This is a genomic window from Nonomuraea soli (assembly GCF_013761175.1).
In the GTDB taxonomy this organism is placed as follows: Bacteria; Actinomycetota; Actinomycetes; order Streptosporangiales; family Streptosporangiaceae; genus Nonomuraea; species Nonomuraea soli.
This window is the reverse complement of the sequence record NZ_JACDUR010000002.1, coordinates 490,678-511,334: the sequence shown is the minus strand read 5'-3', so window position 1 is coordinate 511,334 and position 20,657 is coordinate 490,678. Positions and strand designations below refer to the sequence as shown.

General features: G+C 74.3%; 14 protein-coding genes and 2 pseudogenes. 1 reads left to right on the top strand and 15 read right to left on the bottom strand.

Annotated features, from left to right (window positions below; translation table 11 throughout):
* Positions 1-2: 2 nt before the first annotated feature.
* Positions 3-1,025, top strand: a complete 1,023-nt coding sequence (locus tag HNR30_RS09500; RefSeq protein WP_181609387.1) for a LacI family DNA-binding transcriptional regulator — start codon at positions 3-5, stop codon at positions 1,023-1,025.
* Between the two features lie 43 nt (positions 1,026-1,068).
* Here HNR30_RS09500 and HNR30_RS47510 read toward each other — a convergent pair.
* The 15 genes and pseudogenes from HNR30_RS47510 to HNR30_RS09435 form a co-directional block, all read right to left on the bottom strand.
* A pseudogene (locus tag HNR30_RS47510) lies at positions 1,069-1,662 on the bottom strand (ribulose-phosphate 3-epimerase); the annotation flags it as partial.
* Positions 1,663-1,682: 20 nt separating this feature from the next.
* A complete protein-coding gene (locus HNR30_RS47505; RefSeq protein ID WP_246377970.1) occupies positions 1,683-2,225 on the bottom strand; it encodes a hypothetical protein in 543 nt (180 codons plus the stop codon).
* An 82-nt stretch (positions 2,226-2,307) separates the two neighbouring features.
* Positions 2,308-2,667 (bottom strand): annotated as a pseudogene (locus HNR30_RS50610) (glycosyltransferase family 2 protein); the annotation flags it as partial.
* Positions 2,660-3,631 (bottom strand): hypothetical protein, encoded by a 972-nt coding sequence (locus HNR30_RS09490; RefSeq protein ID WP_181609385.1) that lies wholly within the window; start codon positions 3,629-3,631, stop codon positions 2,660-2,662. The gene HNR30_RS09490 and the pseudogene HNR30_RS50610, both read right to left, overlap by 8 nt.
* A gap of 109 nt (positions 3,632-3,740) precedes the next feature.
* The gene (locus HNR30_RS09485; RefSeq protein WP_181609384.1) at positions 3,741-4,571 is read right to left on the bottom strand and encodes a Cof-type HAD-IIB family hydrolase; all 831 of its coding nucleotides are present in this window, start codon (positions 4,569-4,571) and stop codon (positions 3,741-3,743) included.
* Positions 4,568-5,587, bottom strand: a complete 1,020-nt coding sequence (locus tag HNR30_RS09480; protein WP_181609383.1) for a methyltransferase — start codon at positions 5,585-5,587, stop codon at positions 4,568-4,570. Before HNR30_RS09480 ends, HNR30_RS09485 begins: the two co-directional genes overlap by 4 nt.
* Positions 5,588-5,614: 27 nt before the next feature.
* A complete protein-coding gene (locus HNR30_RS09475; RefSeq protein ID WP_181609382.1) occupies positions 5,615-6,922 on the bottom strand; it encodes an MFS transporter in 1,308 nt (435 codons plus the stop codon).
* Complete coding sequence (locus HNR30_RS09470; protein ID WP_181609381.1) at positions 6,919-11,187, bottom strand: non-ribosomal peptide synthetase; 4,269 nt, start codon at positions 11,185-11,187, stop codon at positions 6,919-6,921. The genes HNR30_RS09475 and HNR30_RS09470 overlap by 4 nt, the downstream gene beginning before the upstream one ends.
* Positions 11,184-11,840 carry a DUF6875 domain-containing protein gene (locus tag HNR30_RS09465; RefSeq protein ID WP_181609380.1) on the bottom strand — a complete coding sequence of 219 codons (657 nt, stop codon included), beginning with the start codon at positions 11,838-11,840 and terminating at the stop codon, positions 11,184-11,186. Before HNR30_RS09465 ends, HNR30_RS09470 begins: the two co-directional genes overlap by 4 nt.
* Entirely contained in the window at positions 11,837-13,114 is a 1,278-nt protein-coding gene (locus HNR30_RS09460; RefSeq protein WP_181609379.1) for an FAD-dependent oxidoreductase, read from the bottom strand. Before HNR30_RS09460 ends, HNR30_RS09465 begins: the two co-directional genes overlap by 4 nt.
* On the bottom strand, positions 13,111-14,370 hold the full coding sequence (locus HNR30_RS09455) for a condensation domain-containing protein (RefSeq protein ID WP_181609378.1): 1,260 nt from the start codon (positions 14,368-14,370) through the stop codon (positions 13,111-13,113). Before HNR30_RS09455 ends, HNR30_RS09460 begins: the two co-directional genes overlap by 4 nt.
* Positions 14,367-17,399: a non-ribosomal peptide synthetase gene (locus HNR30_RS09450; protein ID WP_181609377.1), complete on the bottom strand. Its 3,033-nt coding sequence runs from the start codon at positions 17,397-17,399 to the stop codon at positions 14,367-14,369. Before HNR30_RS09450 ends, HNR30_RS09455 begins: the two co-directional genes overlap by 4 nt.
* Positions 17,396-19,156: a non-ribosomal peptide synthetase gene (locus tag HNR30_RS09445; protein WP_181609376.1), complete on the bottom strand. Its 1,761-nt coding sequence runs from the start codon at positions 19,154-19,156 to the stop codon at positions 17,396-17,398. Before HNR30_RS09445 ends, HNR30_RS09450 begins: the two co-directional genes overlap by 4 nt.
* Positions 19,153-20,451, bottom strand: coding sequence for a condensation domain-containing protein (locus HNR30_RS09440; RefSeq protein WP_181609375.1), 1,299 nt, complete (start codon positions 20,449-20,451; stop codon positions 19,153-19,155). Before HNR30_RS09440 ends, HNR30_RS09445 begins: the two co-directional genes overlap by 4 nt.
* Entirely contained in the window at positions 20,448-20,645 is a 198-nt protein-coding gene (locus HNR30_RS09435) for an MbtH family protein (RefSeq protein WP_312894306.1), read from the bottom strand. Before HNR30_RS09435 ends, HNR30_RS09440 begins: the two co-directional genes overlap by 4 nt.
* Positions 20,646-20,657 lie beyond the last annotated feature (12 nt).

Genomic DNA, 20,657 nt, shown 5'->3' with positions numbered 1-20,657 from the left:
ACATGGACGGGGACCGCCGACGCTCAGCCGCGCGCCCGACGCTGGAGGCGGTCGCCGCCCTCGCCGGAGTGGGCCGTGGCACGGTCTCCCGCGTGATCAACGGCTCGCCCAAGGTCAGCGACCGGGCGCGCGACGCGGTGCTCGAGGCGATCGAGCAACTGGGCTACGTGCCCAACCGGGCGGCCAGGACCCTGGTCACCCAGCGCACCGACACCGTGGCGCTGGTCGTCTCCGAGGCGCACCAGCGGGTGTTCGACGAGCCGTTCTTCGCTCCCGCGATCCGCGGCATCGGTTCCGTGCTGTCGGAGACGGGCCTGCAGCTGATCATGGCGATGGCCCAGACGCAGAGCGAGCACGAGCGTCTCGAACACTTCCTGACCGGCCAGCGGGTCGACGGCGCGCTGTTCGTCTCGCTGCACGGCGCCGACCCGCTGCCCGAGCGGCTGGAGCAGCACGGCATCCCGACCGTGCTGGGCGGCCGTCCGGTCGGGCTCGACCCCGAGTGCTACGTCGACGTCGACAACCGCGCCGGCGCCCGTCAGGCCGTCAACTACCTCGTCAGCCAGGGCAGGCGCCGCATCGCCACGATCGCGGGCTCGCTGGACATGGGGGTGGGCGTCGACCGTCTGGCGGGTTACCGTGACGCCCTGCTGGCCACCGGTCAGACGGAGATCGTCACGCACGGCGACTTCAGTGAGGAGAGCGGCATCGCCGGCATGCGCCGGCTGCTGGCCGAGCACCCGGAGGTCGACGCGGTCTTCGCCGCGTCGGACCCGATGGCGCTCGGCGTCATCAAGATCCTGAAGGAGGCCGGGCGCCGTGTCCCCGACGACGTGGCAGTGATCGGCTTCGACGACTCCCGCGCGGGCGCGCACTCCTCCCCCGCGCTGACCAGCGTGCACCAGCCCGCCGAGGCGATGGGCAGGCAGATGGCGCGGCTGCTGGTGTCGCGGATCGAGGAGACGCCGATCGACCATCCGTCGGTGATCCTCGACACCCGTTTGGTGATCAGGGAATCGGCTTGAGGTGAGGCGGGGGGCCGGCACGCCCGGTCCCCCGCGCCGCCTCTCAGGACAGGCCGCGGATCCAGGCCAGGCGGGCGCCGGGGTCGGCCGCGCCGTAGACGAGACTGCCGGGGACGACCCCGTCGGCGCCCGCCCGCGCCATGAGCGGCACGGTGTGCTCGCGGATGCCGCCGTCGACGAAGACCTCCGCGCCGCCGTGCCCGACCGCCTCGGCGATCTTCCCGTAGACGCGTTCGTCCAGGTCCACGCCCTTGATCCCGATGAGGGTGCCCATCAGCAGCAGGCGCTTGGCGCCTGCCGTACCGGAGACGAGCTCGTCGAGCTCGACGGCCACGCCGGGTACGGCGCCCGCCCGGCCGATGCGGTCGAGCGTGGCGGCCAGGTCGCCGGTGCCGCGCCGGTGGACGGTGACGACGTCGGCACCGGCCTCGATGAAGGGCTCCACCCATGCGTCGGCGTCGGCCACCATCAGGTGCGCCTCGATGGGCAGCGTGGTGCGGGTGCGGACGGCGGCCACGAAGTCCGGGCCGAACAGCAGCTGCGGGGTGAGGTGGCCGTCGGTCACGTCGATGTGGAATCCGTCGGCGTGCCCGGCGACGCGGTCGATGTCGCGCCCCACGTTCAGCGGATCGGCCGACCACAGCGAGACGTAGCTCTTCATCGGTCCACCTCGGCGATCGGGTAGTCGTGGCGGTACTTCTCGTAGTCCGTCCACGAGAGCTTCCTGGCCTGCTCGACCAGTTCCCCGGCGACGCCGGTGCTCCCCTCCAGCAGGAGCATGCCGGCCACGTTGAGCAGGTAGCGGGTCTGGATGGCCAGGCCCTCCGCCTCGTCGATCACCCCGCGGGCCGCCGCGAGCCGTACCGCCTCCCGCAGGCCGGGCAGCGTCACCTGCACGCGCAGCCGGTTGAAGGCCTCGATGCCGCCGGCGCGCTGCCGGGACTCGCTGCCCGCCGCGGCCGACGGGATCCGGTAGAGCGAGGGCGTCTGGGGCGCGAACCGGATGTCCGCTCCGTGGCCGGAGTAGCGCAGCCAGGTGTGGGTGTCCTCGAAGAAGCGGCAGTCCTCGGGGAAGGGTACGGCCAGCGCCAGCGAGGTGCGCACGCCCAGGGCGGAGGGGATGGTGAGGTTGTCGCGCTCGACGGCGATGGAGATCCACGAGTCGCGGCCTTCGAGCGGGCGGCGGGCGATGTCGTCCATGATGATCCGCACCCCCGCTGATGACCTGGTCGTCCGGCACCGGAAAGCCCTCCTCGTCGATGACGGTGAAGCCCGAGTAGACCAGGTCGGCCGCGGGGTCGCCGTCGAGGACGGCGCGGGTGACGCCGGCCCGGTGCGGGTGGGCCAGGTCGTCGGCGTCGAGGAAGCAGACGATCTCGCAGCCGTCCGCGGCGGCGGCCCTGACGCCGAGGTTGCGGCTGCGGCCCGGCCCCCGGTTGTCGGGGGCGTCGACGACGCGGATCCGCTCGCCTGTCCAGCTCCTGACCTCCTGACGGCAGGCGGAGTCGTCGTCCACGACGTAGGCGACCACGTCCGGGTCGCTCTGGGCGAGCACGCTGTCGAGCGTCTCGCGCAACTGGCTCAGGTGGCGCGGGCTGCCGTCGGACCAGAAGGGGATCACGAACGCGACAGGGCTAGGCATCACACAACTCCTCGTTGCGTCCCGCCAGCCGGAAGGCGAACAGGTAGCGGCGCAGCCCCGTCTTGACGGCCTCGCGCACGAAGGCCTCGGGGTCGGTGCAGATGCCGAGCCGGGCGCAGGCGGCCATCAGGGCGCCGCGCGCGGCCGTGACCTGGGCGGTGCCGTAGAAGTAGTGGCCGCTGGAGGCGACGATCTCGGACCGCGAGTCGCCGGATCCGGCCCACTTGCGCCACCGGTCGGAGGCCAGCACCTGCCGTTCGAGGACGGCGCCGAACTCGGCGCTCGCCAGCCCGCGCCTGCGGCAGGCGTCCTGTTCCAGCTCCGAAAGCAGGATCAGCGCCTCGGTCTCCAGCCGCCCGAACTCGGGCGCGACGTTGGCCATCCCGATCCCGGCGCCCGGATGCCTGGCCAGGTCCTGCGGGGTCAGGTAGTCGGCGTTGTGCTCCTTCAGCACGACGCCGTGCCTGGCCGTCACCTCGGCCAGCTCGCGCACCGCGGGGAAGTCGACCGTGCCCGCCTGGCCGGTCGTGGTGAGGGTGCCGGTGTTGCCGACCATGAACAGCGGCGTCGGCAGCCCGTGCTGGTCGATGCGCTTGATCAGCGCGTCCATGAAGAAGCCGAAGTCGGCGGCGGTGGAGCAGCCGCCGTCGGCCTGCTCCAGGCTGACCTCGTAGGCGACAGGCGGGGCGCCGGCGGCGGCCCGGTGCGCCTCGACGGCCGCCAGCACGGTGACGGCCCGTTCCAGGGCCAGCTCCAGCGGGACGCCGCCGGGGTGGGCCGGGTCCTTGGCGGTGTCGATGTGCAGGTAGTCGAAGCCCGCGGCCAGGTCGGCGGCGTAGGAGTCCATCGCCGCCGCCAGCGCCGCCTCCCAGCCGAGCCCGGCCCGGTAGTCGGCGTCGCGCTGCCAGGGGCCACCGTGGTCGCGGCCGATGTAGACGGGCCCCGCGTGACGTCGCTCGCCCATCTGGTGGCTCAGCGCTCCAGGGCCGCCTGCACCACCATCGGGCTCATCGGGCCCACGCCCAGGAGGGTGAACGGATCGCGGTCCCACGTGTCGAACAACCGGGTCAGGCTCATCGTGTCCTGCCTTTCAGGTGGTCGAGAACACCCCGGTGGAGGAAGGTCGGTCCCGGCCAGGCCCGCATGCCGGGAACGGGGGGAAGGTCCGGCGCCGGGCCGTCCCGGAAGCTGATCACGCGCGTGCCGCCGGGTACGGCCAGCGCCATCGGCACGTCGGCGCCCCGGCCCGACACGGAGAACTGGTCGCCCCACACCTCGGCGGGCCCGGTTCCGGCCAGGTGGCAGCCGAGCACCGCCTGGACGGCGCGGCCCTTGTCGACGTGCGGCAGGACGACGTCGACCGCCAGGTCGCCACCCGGTCTGGCCTCCACCGCCAGGCCGCCGCCGGCCAGCAGCTCACGGGTCCTGTCGAGGAGCGTGTCGCGTTCCCGCCTGCTGCCGAGGTCGAGGCTGAGCTGGACGCCCCGGTCGTCCACGACGACGGTCCCGGGCGGCGCCGGGGGCCGCTCGCACTCCCGCAGCTCCAGTTCCTTGACCGCCAGTTCCACCACGTGCAGGGCCGAGCGCAGCTGGGCGCGCTGGGAGGCGGTGACGACGGAGTAGAGCGGATCGGGCAGGCGGCCGCCCGCCGGGCCGTAGCCGTACACCTCGGCTCCGTTGCAGTGCGCGACCAGCACCTCCCGGCGCAGGTGGGACGGCAGGCGGGAGACGACGCGGGCGTCGATGGCGCCGATGCCGGCGCCGCTGGCCAGCAGGAGCTTGACCCCGGCGGCGAGCAGGGCGCTCAGCTCGTCGCGCATCTCCGTCTCGATCGGCAGGTACGGCTCGGCCAGCGTGTCGTCGACGTCGGCCACGACCAGGCGCACCTCGGGATCCCACCTCATGACGCCCCCTTGACGGCGGCGAAGAGGGTGTGGGTCGCCGAGCGGGTCAGCTCGTGCCGCTCGCGCAGCGCGCAGCCCGCCCCCGCGATCCACTCCTCGATCTGCCGCTCGGGGTAGACCCGCCCGTTCTGGGTGTGCCAGAGGTTGACCGAGAACCCGGCGGTGAAGGCACGTTCCGCCGCCCCGGCCCGATCGCTCGCGGTGGTCTCCAGCACGAGCAGCAGCCCGTCCTGGCGCAGGGCGCGGGCGGCCCTGGCGACGAGGCGGGCGGCGTCGGCGGAGGGAAAGCCGTGCAGGACGTTGAAGAGCAGGACCACGTCGTGGCCGTCGTCGAGGCTGCCGGTGAGCAGGTCGGCGGCGCGGCCGGTGACCCGCTGGTGGCCGCTTACCAGCCGCACGCTGTCGACCACGGTGGCGTGCAGGGCGGGATAGGCCGTGCAGTACGCCTCGCTGTAGAGCCCGTGCCCGCCGCCGAGGTCCAGCAGGGACGTGGCGTCCGCGGGCAGGCCGGTCAGGGCGACGACCTCCTCCGCGAGCCAACCGGCCAGGCCGCGCTGCAGGTTCTGGAAGGTGGCCCGCAGCTCCGGCTGGGCGGCGAGCCAGGTGTAGAAGCCGCCTCGCGGCCGTCCTTCCCGCACCGCCTCCGGCAGCCCGGTCCACAGCTCCTCGATCATGGTGTGCCACAACGACAGGACGTGGCCGTAGCAGTTCGGCGAGTCCCTCCTGAGCCAGGTGCCGGCGGCCGGGCTGTTGGCGTGGCGGCCGTCGTCCCAGCGCAGGTAGCCGGTGGCGTGCAGCAGGTTCGCCAGCTGCTCGATCCCGGCGGGGTCGCTGCGGGTGGCCGCCGCCAGCTCCCAGGTGGTCAGCGGCCCCTTGCCCAGCGCGTCGAACAGCCCGAGCTCCCAGCCGGCGCGGACGGCGTGGGCGGCCATGAGTCCGACCAGGTCGAGCATGGGCGCCGGCGCGTGGCCGGAGCGGAACGCCTCTGCCTCGTCGGCGGGCAGGTCGATGGGCATGTGCTTCCTTTCCTGAGGTCCTGGGGTTCAGCTCACGGCGGCGGCGGGGACCGGGCCGGGCGCGGGTGTCTCGATGCGGCGCAATCGGGGCAGGGCGACGGTCAGGGCGGCCAGCACGCCGAGCAGCAGCCCGTCGGCGGCCAGGACGAGCGCGATGCCGCGGCCCTCGCCGACGCCGATGAGCGCGCCGACGCTGCCGGCCAGCGCGCCGCCGGGAGCCATCAGCGGCCCCGCGACGAACTCGGCCAGCGGCGCGGCCACGACGTAGGCGAGCGCCGCGGCGGCCGCGCCGAACGTCTGGACAGTGCCCAGCGTGCGGCCGAGCAGGGGCGGGTCGATGCGGCTCTGCAGCAGCGCGTACGCGCTCCCGTTGACGATCGGCAGGGTGAACAGGAAGGCCGCCGCGGCGACCGCGACCAGCAGGGGCCAGGGCCGTACGGCATGCGCGAGCAGGAGCAGCGCGCCCAGCGCCATGAACAGCGCCACGCCGCGCAGCCTGGCCTTCGGCCCGCCCCACGCGCCCATGACCAGGCTCCCGGCGAACATGCCCGCTCCCCCGGCGAACATCAGCAGGCCGAGCACGCCGGGATCCGAGAAGCTGAGGATGAGCGGCTGCACCAGCACGCCCGCGACGGCGAACAGGAAGCCGAAACCGGTCATCACGGCGGCCAGGGCGCCCAGTCCCGGCCGGCCGCGCAGGTGACGCAGGCCCGTGGCGAGGTCGGCCAGGACCGTGGGCCGCTCGGCGACCGGCTCCGGGCGCAGGACCTTCTCGGGCAGGCCGACCAGCGTCAGCGTGAGGACCGCGACGGCGAAGGTCGCCAGGTCGAGGACGAGCACGCCGGGCAGCCCGATGGCCGCCAGGAGGGTGCCGCCGACGACCGGGGCGGCGATCTGCGTCGCCGTCGACACGTGCATCAGGCCGTTGGCCCTCGCCAGGTGCTTGTCGGGGATGAGCAGCGGGGTCATCGCCTGGTAGGCGGTGATGTGGAAGGTGCCGCAGGCGGCGCTGACCGCCGAGGCCGCGCAGACGTGCCAGACGGTGAGCGCGTCCGAGGCGGCCAGGACCGCGACGGCGGCGGTGGAGGCGGCGGCCAGGCTGTCGGTGAGCACCATGACCCGCCGGCGGTCGAACCGGTCGATCACGACCCCGGCGAAGGGGCCGATCAGGATGCCGGGGATCATCCCGCTGAGCATGGCCGCGGCGAACTGGGTGGGCGAGCCGGTGGTGGTGTAGATCCACACGCCCAGGACGAAGCCGGTGAGGCCGGATCCGACCGCCGACACCAACGAGGCCGTCCAGACCAGGGCGAACCTGATCGTGTGGTTGCTCATGCCGTACTCACTCCGGTCAGGTCGGCCACGTATCGGCGCAGCAGGTCGGGGCCGGCGGGCGGGCAGACGATGCCCGCCCGCGCCAGCAGGTTCTCGGTGTGCGAGCAGTCGAAGCCCGGCCGGTCGAACCTCGGGGCCTCCTCGCCCAGCACGCCGGCGAAGGGGGCCATCGGGCCGGCGTCACCCTGGTCCAGGACGGCCTGCCGCCAGCGGCGCCAGGGCACCAGCTCCGCCTCCAGGGCGCCGGCGATGCCCGCGTAGGAGAGGGTGGCGGCGTTGAAGTAGTGGTGGTCGCCGCCCTGGCCCTCTCCGATCAGGTGGGCGATCCCGGCGGCGACGTGGTCCACCGGCGCCAGGTCCTCCTCGTGTTCCAGGTCGGGCACCATGCCGAGCTGGAGGCAGGTGACGAGCAGGCGGCTGAAGTAGTCGCCCGCGTTGCCCCGGCCGGTGACGCTGTGGCCGGTGACGCGGGCCGGGCGGTGCACCGACACGCGTGCGCCTGCCTGCCTGGCGTGCCTGGCCAGGCGGTCGGCCACCCACTTGCTCATGTCGTAGCCCGAGCCGAGGCCCGCCGGGTCGTCGGGCGGGTCGTTCTCGGTGACCTTCTGGTCCCGGTGGGCGGAGCCGAGGAAGACGCCGAGCGTGGAGACCAGGTGCAGGTCGGCTCCGCCGAGCGCGGCCAGGCGCAGCGCGCTCAGCGTGCCGCCCACGTTGGCGGGGCGCAGGCGTTCGAAGCTCTCGGCGAAGTTGACGCGTCCGCCGTTGTGGCAGATCACGTCGACCGTTCCGGCCAGGGCGGAGAAGGCCACCTCGTCCAGGCCGAACCGTTCGGCGGTGAGGTCGCCGGGCAGCCCGGCCAGGCGCTCGGTGCCGGCGGCCAGGCCGTAGGCGCGGCGGTTGGCCACGACCCGCTCGACGGCCTGTTCCGGGTCGGCCGCCCTGACCAGGCACAGGAGGGTGGCGTCGGTCCTGGCCAGCAGTTCCTCGACGAGGTGGGCGCCGAGGAAGCCGGTGGCGCCGGTGAGCAGGATCGTACGGGCACCCGCGCGTCGCGGGCTGGTTCGGTACGGCCCGCGGAACGCTTCTGCCAAGTCCTGCGGGAGCGTGGCGTGGGCTTCCAGATCGGGCGTCTCGTCCGGGAGCGCGCCGCGTTCGATCAGCGCGGCCAGCTCCGCCAGGTCGGCGGTCTCCAGGACGGCACGCAGCGGCAGCTCCACGCCGAATTCCCGCCGGATCTCGGTGACGACCTTGGCGGCCAGCAGCGAGTGACCGCCCACGGCGAAGAAGCCGTCGTTCCTGCCCACCTCGGGCACGCCCAGCACCCGCTGCCAGACCTCCGCCAGGCGCCGCTCGCCGTCACCGCGCGGAGGGGTACGGCCGGGGGCGTCCGGCGCCTCCGGCAGCGCCGAGTGGTCGATCTTGCCGTGAGCGGTGAGCGCGATGGCCTCCACCGGGACGATCACCCCGGGCACCAGGTGGCCGGGGAGCCTGGCCCTGAGGAAGCGCCGCAACTCATCGGGGTCGTCCACCCCCGCCACGTAGGCGACCAGGCGGTCGCGCGCGGCGGTCACCACGCTGTCGGTCACCCCCGGGTAGGCGGCGACGGCCTGCTCGATCTCGGCGGGCTCGATCCGGTGCCCCCTGACCTTGACCTGGCGGTCGCGGCGGCCATGGAACTCGATCGAGCCGTCGGGCCGCATCCTGGCCAGGTCGCCGGTGCCGTACATCCTGGCGCCGGGAGGCCCGGACGGGTCGGGGACGAACGCCGCCGCGGTCAGCGCGGGTTCGCCCAGATAACCGCGGGCCAGGCAGTCCCCGCCGAGGAACAGCTCGCCGACGGCGCCCCTCGGGACGGGTCTGCCGCCACGGTCCTGGATGCGTGCCCTGACGTGCGGGAGCGGGGTGCCGATCGGGACACGTCCCAGGCGGGTCAGGTCGTCACCGCCGCGCAGCCAGTGCGTGGTCGCGCAGACCGTCGCCTCGGTGGGGCCGTAGTGGTTGACCAGGTCGCAGCGGCCCCCGGTGAGGCGCTGCCAGGTGCGGGCGTCCTGGGCGCGCACCTCCTCGCCGCCGACCATGACGAGCGTGACCGGCCAGTCGTCGGGGACGCCCTCGTCCGCCAGATCCGCCACCCAGCGCCGCCAGAGCGACGCGGCGGTGTCCACCGCCGTGATCCGGTGCTCGCGGCAGAAGGCGAGCAGCTCCTGGCCGTCGAGCCTGGCCGGTTCCGGATGGGTCACCAGGGCCGCGCCCGAGGTGAGCACCGGGAAGAGGTCGCCCACGGAGGCGTCGAAGGTGAGCGGGGGCAGCATGAGGACACGATGGCCCTCGGCGAAGCCGTGGACGTCGCGGAAGGAGCGGGTGAGGGCGGAGAGCGTGCGGTGGGTGACCATGACGCCCTTGGGGGCGCCGGTGGAGCCCGAGGTGTAGATCACGTAGGCGAGACCGGCCGTCCCGGCCGCGGCTTTCGCGGGCAGGGGTTGCACGGTCAGCCCCGGGTGGACCACCGCCGCCGCGCCGGCGCGGGCCAGGAGCCCGGCCAGCCGGGCGGGCGGGTGCGTGGGGTCGAGCGGCAGATAGGCGGCGCCCGCGCGGAGGATCCCGACGATGGCGATCACCGCGTCCGTGCCGGTGGGCAGGGCCATCCCGACCACGGTGCCCTCGTGCTCGATCAGCGGTCGCAGGCGCCCGGCCAGGTCGTCGGCCCGGGCGAGCAGCTCGCCGTAGGTGACGACGCCGCCGGCGTCGATGAGCGCGGGCGCGCCGGGCCGGATGCGGGCCTGCGCGGCGATCTCGGCGACCACGTCGAGATCGCCGTCGGGCGCCGCCGCCGACGACGGGCCCGACGGCTCATCTGCCACGATTCCGGACATCGGCTGCGAAAGGCCGTCGCCGGGGCCCTCGTCCGGGGTCAGCACCTGGCTGAGCCGCAGGTCCGGGGTGTCCAGCAGCGCGTCCAGCGCCTCCACCAGCTGCGCGGAGAGCACCGTCATCGACGGCTCGTCGAACAGGTCGGCGGCGTAGTCCAGGTGCAGCACGAAGTCCTGGCCGGTGGAGGCGACGACGGTGAGGTCGAAGCGCGCCTCGGGGGCGGGCAACCACCACGCCTCCCGGCGCAGGCCGCCCGCGGGCTCGCGGGCGGCGGCGGCCTCCTCCACGAGCATGACCTGGAACAGCGGGTTGTGGCTGAGGTCGCGGGCACCGGCCGCCAGCCCGACGACCTCGTCGAACGGGGTCGCCCGGTGGTCGACGGCCCGCATGGCCACCTGGAACGCCTGCTCGCGCACCTGCCCCACCGTGGGGTCGCCGTCGAGGCGGAGCCGCAGCGCGAGCGTGTTGACGTACATGCCCACCGAGCGCTCCAGCTCGGGCAGGTCCCGGCCGTCGGCGGGGCTGCCGATGACCACGTCGTCCTGACCGGCCAGGCGGCTCAGGGTGATCGCCAGCGCGGCGAGCATGATCGTGAACGTGGTGTCGCGGCCCGCGCGGGCGCTGTCCCGCAGGCGGGCGTGCCGGGCCGGGGTCAGCGTCACCGACACGCGGGCGCCGGCGCCGCTGGGTACGGCAGGCCTGGGCCGGTCGGCGGGCAGGCTCAGCAGGGAGGGTGCGCCCGACAGCTCCTCGCGCCAGAACTCGCGCTCCCGCTCGCCTCCCCCTGACAGCTGGGCGGCGTAGTCGGGGAACTGCGTGCCGGGCGGCTCCAGGACGGCGCCGGCGAGCAGGCCGTACAGCTCGGACAGGAGCACGCCCATCGAGGCGCCGTCGCAGATGGCGTGGTGGGCGGCCAGGACGAGAACGTGATCGTCGGGTGCCAGGCGGACCAGGAGGGCACGCAGCAGCGGCGGCCGGTCGGGTGGCATCGGGCGGGTGACGAAGGCGTCGGTGAGTGCTCGGGCCTCGGCTTCGCCGTCCGCTTCTGCCACCTCCAGGGGAGGGTCCACCGCCTCGTGCACGACCTGGACCGGGCCGGCGGCTGGTACGGCGCCGGCGGGCGGCTGTTCGACGAGGGCTGTGCGGAGGGCTTCGTGGCGGGCGACGATCTCGCTGAGCGCCTGCCGTACCGCCTCCTCCCGGAGCTCGCCGCGCAGCCGCTCCCCCGCCCAGCACAGGTAGGCGCTGAAGTCCTGGCCCGCCTGCTGCAGGAAGCGGATGCGCTCCTGAGCCGGGGTCAGCGGCACGGGCACCCCCGGCTCCCGCCGCGGGATGGCGCCCGCGCGGCGGGCCGCCATCAGCCGGGCGATCGTCCCGGCGGGCAGCCTGCTCATCGTTCACCCGCGGCCACGGCCGGGAACGCGTCACGCAACCGGCCGGGGATCTGGTCACCGAACCGGGCCTGGTAGGCCTCCAGGTGGGCGGGGTCATCGGCGAGGAAGGGCAGGTCGGTGGCGACCATGTGCCTGATGACCAGCATCGGCACGGGCGCGTGCAACGGCCGGAAACCGGGGTTCCACAGTCCCGCCTTGGGGGGCGGTCCCGGGTGGAACTCGCCGATCATCAATCCGTCAGCCACATAGGTGTCCTTCAGCAGGCGCTGCGCCTCGTCGATCAGTTCCAGTCGTCCCGCCATGCCCGGCAGCAGCACCAGGATCGCGGCATGCACCGAGTCGGCGCGGCCGGGCGGAGCCAGGATGGTGAACCACTCGCGATACCGGTCCATCACACCGGGGGATCCGGCGTCGTGGCCGGGCTCCACGGCCAGCCGGAACAGGCCGCGCTCCAGCGAGGCCTGGGTGTAGGGGCAGACCGGTCCGCGACGGCCGAGCTCGGGGTGCGGCCGGCACAGGTACTCATGGGCCCAGGCGACGACCGCGCCCAACTCCGTGGCGTACTGACGGACCAGCGGGTGCGGCGGCTCCTGCGCCGCGACGTCGCCGGGGTCGAAGAGCATCAGCGACGGATCGGTGGGGTGCGTGATCATGTGGAGGTCCTCTCGCGTCGGAACCGGCGCGCCGCGATGCCCGTGGCGGCCACGAGCGCGGCCCCGGTCAGGCCCGCCGCGGCGGCCGCGATCCGCTCCTGCGTTCTGGCTCGGCGCAGGGCGTCGCCGTAGGGCACGGTGGTGTGGGAGACCAGGGTGTACAGCGGCACCCAGGCGTGGGGGAAGAGCCGGTGCAACTCCAGGTCCAGGCGTTTCCTGGCGACGGCGAGCGGTGATCGCACGCCGTCGCGCAGGTCGAAGAAGTTGCGCTCGGACAGCTCGGCCAGCACGTCGGTGTGGGGGCGCCTGGCGCGCTCGTAGGCGGCGAAGGCCTCGGCGGGAGGGTGTTCGCCCAGGCAGCGGTCCAGGACGACGCAGTCCTCGAAGGAGGAGTTCATGCCCTGGCCGTAGAAGGGGTAGACGGCGTGGCAGGCGTCGCCGACGAGCACCACCCGGCCGTCGTGCTGCCAGGGCGAGGTCCTGACGGTGGTCAGGGTCGACATCTCGGCGGCGGCGAGCTGGTCGGGCAGGTCGGGGATGAGGGCGGTGAGGCCCGGCAGCTGCCCGGCGATCAGCGCGGCCGGGTCGCTGCCCTGGCGGGGCAGGAAGAGCGTGCAGGTCAGCGAGCCGTCGAGGTTGGGGTGGGCGACGGCGAGACCTCCGGAGCCGGGCCACAGGTGCAGGGCCTCGATCGGCAGTCCGGCGGAGGCCGGGATGGTCAGCTCCAGGTAGCCCCATTCGAGGTGGTCGCGCCGGAAGTTGCCCGCGAGCCTGCGGTGCAGGGCGGTCCTGACGACGGACGACGCCCCGTCGGCGCCGACCACGAAGTCGCCGGTGACCTGCCTGCCCGGCAGGGTGAGCGTGGCCGTGTCGGGGTCGACGGCCAGGCACGGGGTGTCGAAGGTGAGCCGTACGCCGCTCTGTTTCTCGGCGCGCTCGACCAGCAGCGAGGCGAGGCCGTCGCGGCGCACGGAGTGCAGGATCTGGTCACGCGAGCGGCCGTAGGGGTGGAAGGCCGGGGCCCTGCCCGGCAGGTGCACCATGCGGCCGCGCATCGGCACCGCCAGTTTCCTGACCTCCGCCCACAGGCCGGCCGCCCGCAGGGCCCGGATGCCTCGGGCGGAGACGCCCAGGTTGATGGAACGGCCTCCCGCGGGCGGGGAGGTGCGCGGGTCGGGGCGGCGCTCGACGAGCTCCACCTCGTGGCCGCGGGCGGACAGGAAGATCGACAGCAGCGGGCCGGAGAGCCCGCCGCCGACTATGAGCGCTTTCACGCCGTCTCCTCGGTGACCAGCAGGGATTCGATGCCGCGCAGCGTCTCCTCGATCCGCGCGCGTGGCAGGTGCTCGGTGTCGGCCAGCAGGCTCGTCCGGCAGGTGTGGGTGGCGGGGTCGACGGCGAAGAACAGTTGCGCGTCGACGTGCTCCCAGGTCCCGAGTTCGGTGATCGTCGCCGGTGGCGGCGAGGCCGGCAGGTTGGGCCAGCCGGGGAAGGTGCGGGTGTCGTTGAAGTAGGCGGTGGGCGCCGGGCCCGCCTCGGCGATGAGGGCCTGCTGGGCCGCGGGGTCGTAGTGCGCGCGCCGGTAGGCCGTCAGGGCCTGGGCGTGCGCGGCGCGGGCCGTCGCCGCGAAGTCGCCGGCGGTCTCGACGACGAAGACGCCGTCCTGGACCAGGGTGGCGACCAGGCCCTGCGTCGCCGGCGCGTGCCGGTTGCCGACGATGAACTGCAGGGCGATCGTGCGGTGGCCGGTCAGGCGCGCCAGCACGGTGACGTAGGCGGCGATCAGGACGCTGGTGGTGCTGACGCCGTGGCGTGCGGCCAGGGTGGTGGCGGCGCGGGCCGAGAGCGGGGAATCCATGCCGAGCTTGACGAAACGGCACGGATTTCCCGCGGCCTGCTCCGACGTCCCCGGCCCGAACAGCGTGCGAGGGGCGCGGTCGAGGCAGGTGCGCCAGTGCCGCAAGGCGCGCCCGCTGGTCGCGGCGCCCTCCGGCGACTGCTCGTAGGCCGCCAGCTCCAGCGGTTGCGGGGCGGGCGGCAGCGGCGCCCCCGTCTGCAGGAGCGGCCACTCGCGGGCGATCATCTCCATGGCGCCCGCGTCGACGGCCAGGTGGCTGAAGCCGAAGGCCAGCACCCTCGGCATGCCGTTCACGGTGACGATCGTGCACCTCAGGGGCAGCTCGCCCGCGTAGTCGAACCCGGTGGCCGCCAGCCCGGCGGCGATCCGCGCGGCCACCTCGCGCGGCCGCTCGCCGCCTGCCTCCACCAGGTCCACGGCGAGCTTGCCCTCCCCCGCCACCCGCTGGGTCAGGCCGTCGTGCCAGGTGGTCCGCAGGCTCTCGTGCCGTTCCATCAGGCGGCGCAGACCCGCCTCGACCTCGGCCATGCCGGGCTTGCCGCGCACCGCCAGCGTCCAGGGCAGGTTGAAGTAGGGGTCGCCGGGCGGCAGCCACTGGGTGATCCGCCAGATGGCCCGCTGCCCCCAGGTCGCGGGGCCGTGCCGTACGGCCGCGCCGGAGAACTCGATCACAGCGCCAGCTCCTCGATCAGGGCTTCCTCGACGGCCGCGGCGAGCGCGGCGACGGTGGAGCGGTCGAAGATCGTCATGATGCTCAGCTGGATCCCGAGGGCGGCGCGCAGCCGTGCCACCACCCGGGTGGCCAGCAGCGAGTGCCCGCCGAGCTCGAAGAAGTCCGAGGTACGGCCGGCCTTGACGCCCAGCAGGTCCTGCCAGATCCCGGCGACGAGCTCCTCGGCCTCACCCTCCGGCGGGACGTGCTCGGCGACGGCGGGACGCGGCTCCGGCAGCGCCGACTTGTCGATCTTGCCGGTCCTCGTGAGCGGCATGGCGTCGAGCCGCACCCACAGCGTGGGCACGAACTGGCGCGGCAGCCGCGCGGCCAGCCCGGTCCTCAGCTCCTCGTCCGTCGCGGATCCGGCGAGGTAGCAGACGAGGTCGTCGCCGCGCGCCGTGACGTGGGCCTGCGCGACCCCCGGCAGCGCCAGCAGAGCCTGCTCGACCTCGCCGGTCTCGATGCGGAAGCCGCGCACCTTGACCTGGGAGTCGGCGCGGCCGAGGAATTCCAGCCGCCCGTCGGAACGCCACCGGGCGCGGTCGCCGGTGAGGTAGCGCCGCGAGCCCGGCGGGCCGTCGGGGTCGGGGACGAACGCCGCGGCGGTCAGGCCCGGCCTGCCGAGGTAGCCGGTCGCCACGCCCGTCCCGCCGATGGCCAGTTCCCCGGCGCATCCGGCGGGCAGCGGCCTGCCGTGGCGGTCCAGCACCGCCACGCTGGTGGCGCCGATGGGCCTGCCGATCGGCGGCCGTCCGTCCTCGGGTGTCAGGTCGGCGGCGGTCGCGATGACGGTCGCCTCCGTCGGCCCGTAGGTGTTGACCAGCCGGACCCGGCCGCCGAACCGTTCGTGCCAGCGGGCGACGGCGTTCTCGTGCGCCTGATCACCCCCGATGATCACCAGGCGCAGCTCGGGCGGCCAGACGATCTCGTCGAGGTCGTCGACCAGGCGGTGCCAGTACGCGGTGGGCAGGTCGAGCACGGTGACCTGCCGCCCGGTGGGGCCGGCGAGCACATCGGGCAGGCTGGCCGCGCCCTCGGGCAGCAGCACGAGGGCCGCGCCCGCCGCCAGCGCAGGGAAGATCTCCTCCACATGGGCGTCGAAGCTGAGCGAGGCGAACTGCACGATCCGGTCGCCGGGCCCCAGCCCGTAGTCGCGGACCATCCACGCCACCCTGGCCGCCACGGCCTCGTGCCCCACCAGGACCCCCTTGGGCGTGCCCGTGGAGCCGGAGGTGAAGATCACATACGCGTCGCCCGCCGGTTCCCGTTCAAGTGGCTCGCCGGTGAGCTCGGGATCCAGGACCTTGTACGGCAGGCCGTCCCACGTGATCACCGCCACCGCCCCGGCCTCCTCCAGGAGCCGCACCGCGTGCTCGGGGGGATCGGCCGGGTCGAGCGGCAGGTAGGCGGCGCCCGCGCCCCAGACGGCGAGCAAGGCGATGATCGCCTCAGGCGAGCGGGGCAGCCGCACCCCCACGATGTCGCCAGGCCGTACGCCGGACGCGGCCAGTCCCCCGGCCAGCCGGGAGGCGCGCTCGCGGAGCGCGGCGTGGGACACGACGACGTCCCCGCAGATCACGGCGGGGTCGTCACCGCGTGCCGCTGACAGAGAACCGGTCCGGGCGCCAAGCCCACCGCCGGGCCGCGCTTCGGGCCGCGCTTCGGGCCGCACTCCGGGCCGCGCTTCGGGCCGCACTTCGGGTTCTGCCGTCACCGCCGCCTGCTCGGGCCACAACTCCAGCCGGGAGACCGGCGCGGACGGATCGGCGGCGATCGACTCCAGGAGCCGGACGTACCTGGCGGCGAGCACCTCGCCGTCCTCCTGGCCGAACAGCCCGGCGTCCCAGGTCATGGTCAGGCCGTACTCCTCGCCGCTGCGCCACACCTCGGCGGCCAGCCCGAGCTTGGCGTGGCGCAGCGCTCCCCCGTGCGTGGTCTCGCGCAGCCCGTGGAAGGCGTCACGGCCCGACATCTCGACGTCCTGGAGGATGAACATGCTGGGCATGAGCGTCGCGGCGGGCTGCCTGATCTGCTCGAACGGCACGGCGGGCCTGCCGAGCACCTCCAGCGCCTCCCGCCGGGTCCGCTCCAGCAGTTCGGTGAAGGGCGGGTCGTCACCCAGGTCGCCGCGCATGACCACGGCCTGGGAGACGTAGCCGACCATCGGCTCGATCTCCACCCGGTCGCGGCCCGCGGCCACCGTCCCGACGAGCACCTCTCCGTGCCCGGTGTGCCGGGAGATCAGCACCTGGTGGGCGGCCATCAGCACCATGAACAGGCTGGCCCGGTGAGCGCGGGCGAGCCGGTCCAGCTCGCCCATCACCCCGGCGGGCAGCGCCCACCATCCGCCGCGGGCCGGCCGTACGCCGGGCTCCGCCGTGCGCACCCGCGCGAACGGCAGGTCGGGCGGCGGGGGCTCGGCGAGCTTGTCCTGCCAGTACGGCACGGCGCGCTCGGCCCGCCTGCGCTGCCATCGGGCGTAGTCGGCCGGGCCCACCGGCAGCGGGCGCAGCTGGGGCTCGCGGCCGGTCACCGCCGCGTTGTAGAGCTCGGCCAGGTCGTCGTGCATCACTCCGGCGGCCCAGCCGTCCGCCACGATGTGGTGCGGCATCAGGCACAGCAGGTGGTCGTCCGGCGCGAGCCGTACCACCAGCACCCGGAACGGCGGCCGCGTCAGGTCGAACGGGTCGTTGATCCGGTCGGTCAGGTAGCGGTCGGCCTCGTCGACCGTGGTGCACGCAACCCATTCGACGGCCGGGGTCCAGGAGGGTTCCAGGATCGCCCACGGCACCCCGTCCTCCTCGCGGAAGCGGGTGCGCAGTCCTTCGTGGCGCCGCACCAGGGCGGCGACCGCGTGCTCCAGGGCCGGGCGGTCGAGCGGGCCGCGCAGCCGGCTCGACCTGTACATGTTGTAGGAGGCGTCGCCGGGGTCGAGGCGATGCAGCAGCCACAGGCGCTCCTGCTGGGGAGCCAGGGGCGCCTTCACCGGCCCTCCTCCAGCCGGTCGAACAGGGCCTCCAGCTGCTCGGCGCCCAGGCCGTCGAGCTCGTCGCGCATGGCGGCGATGTCGGCCAGATCCCACTCGTCGGGGTCGAGCCGGTCCATCTCCGCGGCCAGGCCGGCGATGGTGGGGTTCTCGAACAGCAGCGCCAGCGGCACCGACAGGGCGAACCTCGCCTGGACGCGGGCGAGGATCTGGGCGGCGCCCAGCGAGTGCCCGCCGAGCTGGAAGAAGTCGTCGTCGACGCCGAGCGGCTCGGCGATGCCCAGCACCTCCCCCCAGATCAGGGCCAGCTCCTTCTCGGCCGTCGTCCGCGGTTCCCGGTAGGGCGTGCTCAGGTCGCGGGTCCACGCGGGGTCGGGCAGGGCCCGGCGGTCCACCTTGCCGTTCGGCGTCAGCGGCAGCTCGGGCAGGGTGCCGACGTGGGAGGGGATCATGTAGTCGGGCAGCAGCGCGGCGAGTGCGGCACGCTCGGGAGGCGGGCCGCCGGTCACGTAGGCGATCAGCCTCGCCGTGCCGTCGGGGCCCGGCCGTACGGTGGCCGCCGCGTCGCCCGTCCCCGTCACCCGGCGCAGCGCCGCCTCGACCTCGCCCAGCTCGATGCGGAAGCCCCGCACCTTGACCTGCTGGTCGGCCCGGCCCAGGAACAGCAGCCTGCCCTCGGGGGTACGCCTGACCAGGTCGCCGGTGGCGTACATGCGGGCGCCCGGCACCCCGGCGAACGGGTCGGGCACGAAGCGGGCGGCGGTCAGCGCGGGCAGCCCGTGGTAGCCGCGGGCCACGCCCGCGCCGCCGATGTGCAGCTCGCCTTCCCCTGCCGGCCCGCCGCCCGCGTCCAGGACGTACAGGCTAGTCTCGTCGATGGGCTCGCCCAGGTCGATCGGCCCGTCGCCGACCAGGCCCGCCGCCGACCAGACGGTGGTCTCGGTGGGACCGTAGACGTTCCACAAGCGGGCTCCGCCGCGCAGCAGCTCGTCGGCCAGGTCGCGCGGCAGCGCCTCGCCGCCGCACAGCCGGGTCGCGACGGAGGCGGGCACGCCGCCGGAGGCGAGCAGGATGCGCCACGTCGCCGGGGTCGCCTGCAGGTGGGTCACGTACTCGCGCTCGGCCAGCGCCCGCAGGGCCGCGCCGTCCGCGCTCTCCTCCAGCCCGGCCACGACCACCCGCGCGCCCCTGACCAGGGGCAGGAGCAGTTCCAGGACCGAGATGTCGAACGACAGCGTTGTCACGGCGAGCCAGACGTCGCCGGGTCCCAGCTCCAGACGGTCGCCGAAGGAGCGCAGGAGGTTGGCGACCGCGTCGTACGGCACCGCCACGCCCTTCGGCCGGCCGGTGGATCCCGAGGTGTACATCAGGTAGGCCAGGTCCCCCGGTCCGTCGCCGAGCGGGGCGGCGGGCCCGCTCGCCTCGCCCAGGTCCCCGACGAACTCGCCGGTCAGCACCAGGTCGATGCCCGCGTCCTCGCGCATCAGGGCCAGCCGCTCGGCGGGGAAGCCCGGGTCGAGGGGCACGTAGGCGCCGCCGGCCGCCCAGACGGCCAGGATCGACACCACCATGCCGGGCGTTCGCTCCAGGTGCAGCCCGACGGTCGTGCCCCGCCCGACGCCGAGCGCGCGCAACCGTCCGGCCAGGTCCGTGGCGCGCCGCCACAACCCGGCGTAGGTGAGCTGCCCGCCGTGCCCGCTGACCGCGACGGCGTGCGGCGTGCGCTCGCTCCAGGCGCGGATCTCCTCCAGGATCATCGTGTCTCCTCGGTGACGATGGAGGCGTACAGGGCGGCCAGCCGCTCGGCGGCGGCGGCGTCGAGCAGGTCGGCGTTGTACTCCAGCCAGCCGCCCAGCCCTTCCGGGCCGCGCCACAGCTCGACCGACAGGTCCGCCTTGGCCCTGCGCGGCGGGGGCGGGTCCAGCACCTCGGCCTCCAGGTCGCCCATCGAGGCGCTGAGCAGCCGCTGCTTGGGCAGGTTGTGGGTGAGGTTGAACATCACCTGGCACAGCGGCGGCCGGCTCGGGTCGCGAGGCGGGCGCACCGCCGCCAGCACCTCCTCGTACGGCGCGGCGGCGTGCTGCAGCGCGCCCAGGGTCGCCACGCGGGTACGGCGCAGCAGGTCGGCGAAGCCGGGCTCACCGCTCAGGTCGGCCCGCAGGGCCATGGTGTTGGCCAGGCACCCCACCAGCGAGGGGAAGGCGACACGGCCGGGCCCTGCCACCGGTACGCCCACGCAGAAGTCGGTGGCACCGGAGACCCGGAAGACCATGGTCTCGAAGGCGGCCAGCAGCGCCATGAACAACGTCGCCCGGTTGGCCTTGGCGACGCCTTCCAGCCGGGTGGTGATCTCGTCGGGCACGGTGACGCGCACCCGGCCGCCGCGCCCGCTCCAGCGGGCGGGCCTGGTGCCCGGCAGATCGAGCGGTGGAGCGCCCGCCAACGCCTCGGCCCGGCGCGCGACCGCCGCCGAAACGTCCTGGGAGCGCTCCCATTCAACGAAATGCCGATATTGCGTTTCCGCGACCTCGAGCGACCTGCCCGCGTACGCTTCGGCGATCTCCCCGATCAGTGTGTCGAGCGACCAGCCGTCCAGCGCGATGTGGTGCACCACCAGGCAGAACAGCCACTCCCTCGGTCCGGTGCGGATCACGGCCGCCCGGAGCGGGCCACGCCGTGCCAGGTCGAACGGGCGGGTCGCGAACTCCTCCAGCTCGCCGTCACGCTCCACCTCCACGGGCGCGGGCGCGTCGACGAGCTGCGCCGCCCGTTCGCCCACCATCCGGTAGCGGGTACGCAGCACCTCGTGCCTGCGCACCACCGAGGTCAGCGCCGCGGCCAGGGCGCTCACGTCCAGGGCGCCGCGCAGCCGCATCGTCCAGACGATGTTGTAGGCGGAGTCCGCGGGGTCGTAGCGGTGTAGGAACCACAGCCGCTCCTGGGCCTTCGACAGCGGGAACGTGCGCTCGCCGCCCTGGACCGAGGCCAGCAGCGCCCGGCGCCGCTCCGGCGGCAACGCGGCCAGCCTGTCCAGCAGGCGGTCGCTGCTCAACCCGAGCCTCCCGCGGCCTCATCGGTGACCGGCCTGACGCTGAGCGGGCGCATGTCGGTCCAGACGGCCGCGATGTGCTCCAGGCACTCCTCGCGGCTGCCCTCGAACCCGGCGCCACGCCACCCGGCGGGCGGCTCACGGTCGCTCCACCAGATCGAGTACTGCTCCTCGTGGTTGACGACCACCCACATCATCGACGTCTCCTC

Coding starts and splice junctions, on each gene's coding strand:
- HNR30_RS09500 (WP_181609387.1), top strand. CDS start 3: ATGGACGGGGACCGCCGACGCTCAGCCGCGCGCCCGACGCTGGAGGCG.
- HNR30_RS47505 (WP_246377970.1), bottom strand. CDS start 2,225: ATGGACGACATCGCCCGCCGCCCGCTCGAAGGCCGCGACTCGTGGATC.
- HNR30_RS09490 (WP_181609385.1), bottom strand. CDS start 3,631: ATGGGCGAGCGACGTCACGCGGGGCCCGTCTACATCGGCCGCGACCAC.
- HNR30_RS09485 (WP_181609384.1), bottom strand. CDS start 4,571: ATGAGGTGGGATCCCGAGGTGCGCCTGGTCGTGGCCGACGTCGACGAC.
- HNR30_RS09480 (WP_181609383.1), bottom strand. CDS start 5,587: ATGCCCATCGACCTGCCCGCCGACGAGGCAGAGGCGTTCCGCTCCGGC.
- HNR30_RS09475 (WP_181609382.1), bottom strand. CDS start 6,922: ATGAGCAACCACACGATCAGGTTCGCCCTGGTCTGGACGGCCTCGTTG.
- HNR30_RS09470 (WP_181609381.1), bottom strand. CDS start 11,187: ATGAGCAGGCTGCCCGCCGGGACGATCGCCCGGCTGATGGCGGCCCGC.
- HNR30_RS09465 (WP_181609380.1), bottom strand. CDS start 11,840: ATGATCACGCACCCCACCGATCCGTCGCTGATGCTCTTCGACCCCGGC.
- HNR30_RS09445 (WP_181609376.1), bottom strand. CDS start 19,156: ATGATCCTGGAGGAGATCCGCGCCTGGAGCGAGCGCACGCCGCACGCC.
- HNR30_RS09435 (WP_312894306.1), bottom strand. CDS start 20,645: ATGATGTGGGTGGTCGTCAACCACGAGGAGCAGTACTCGATCTGGTGG.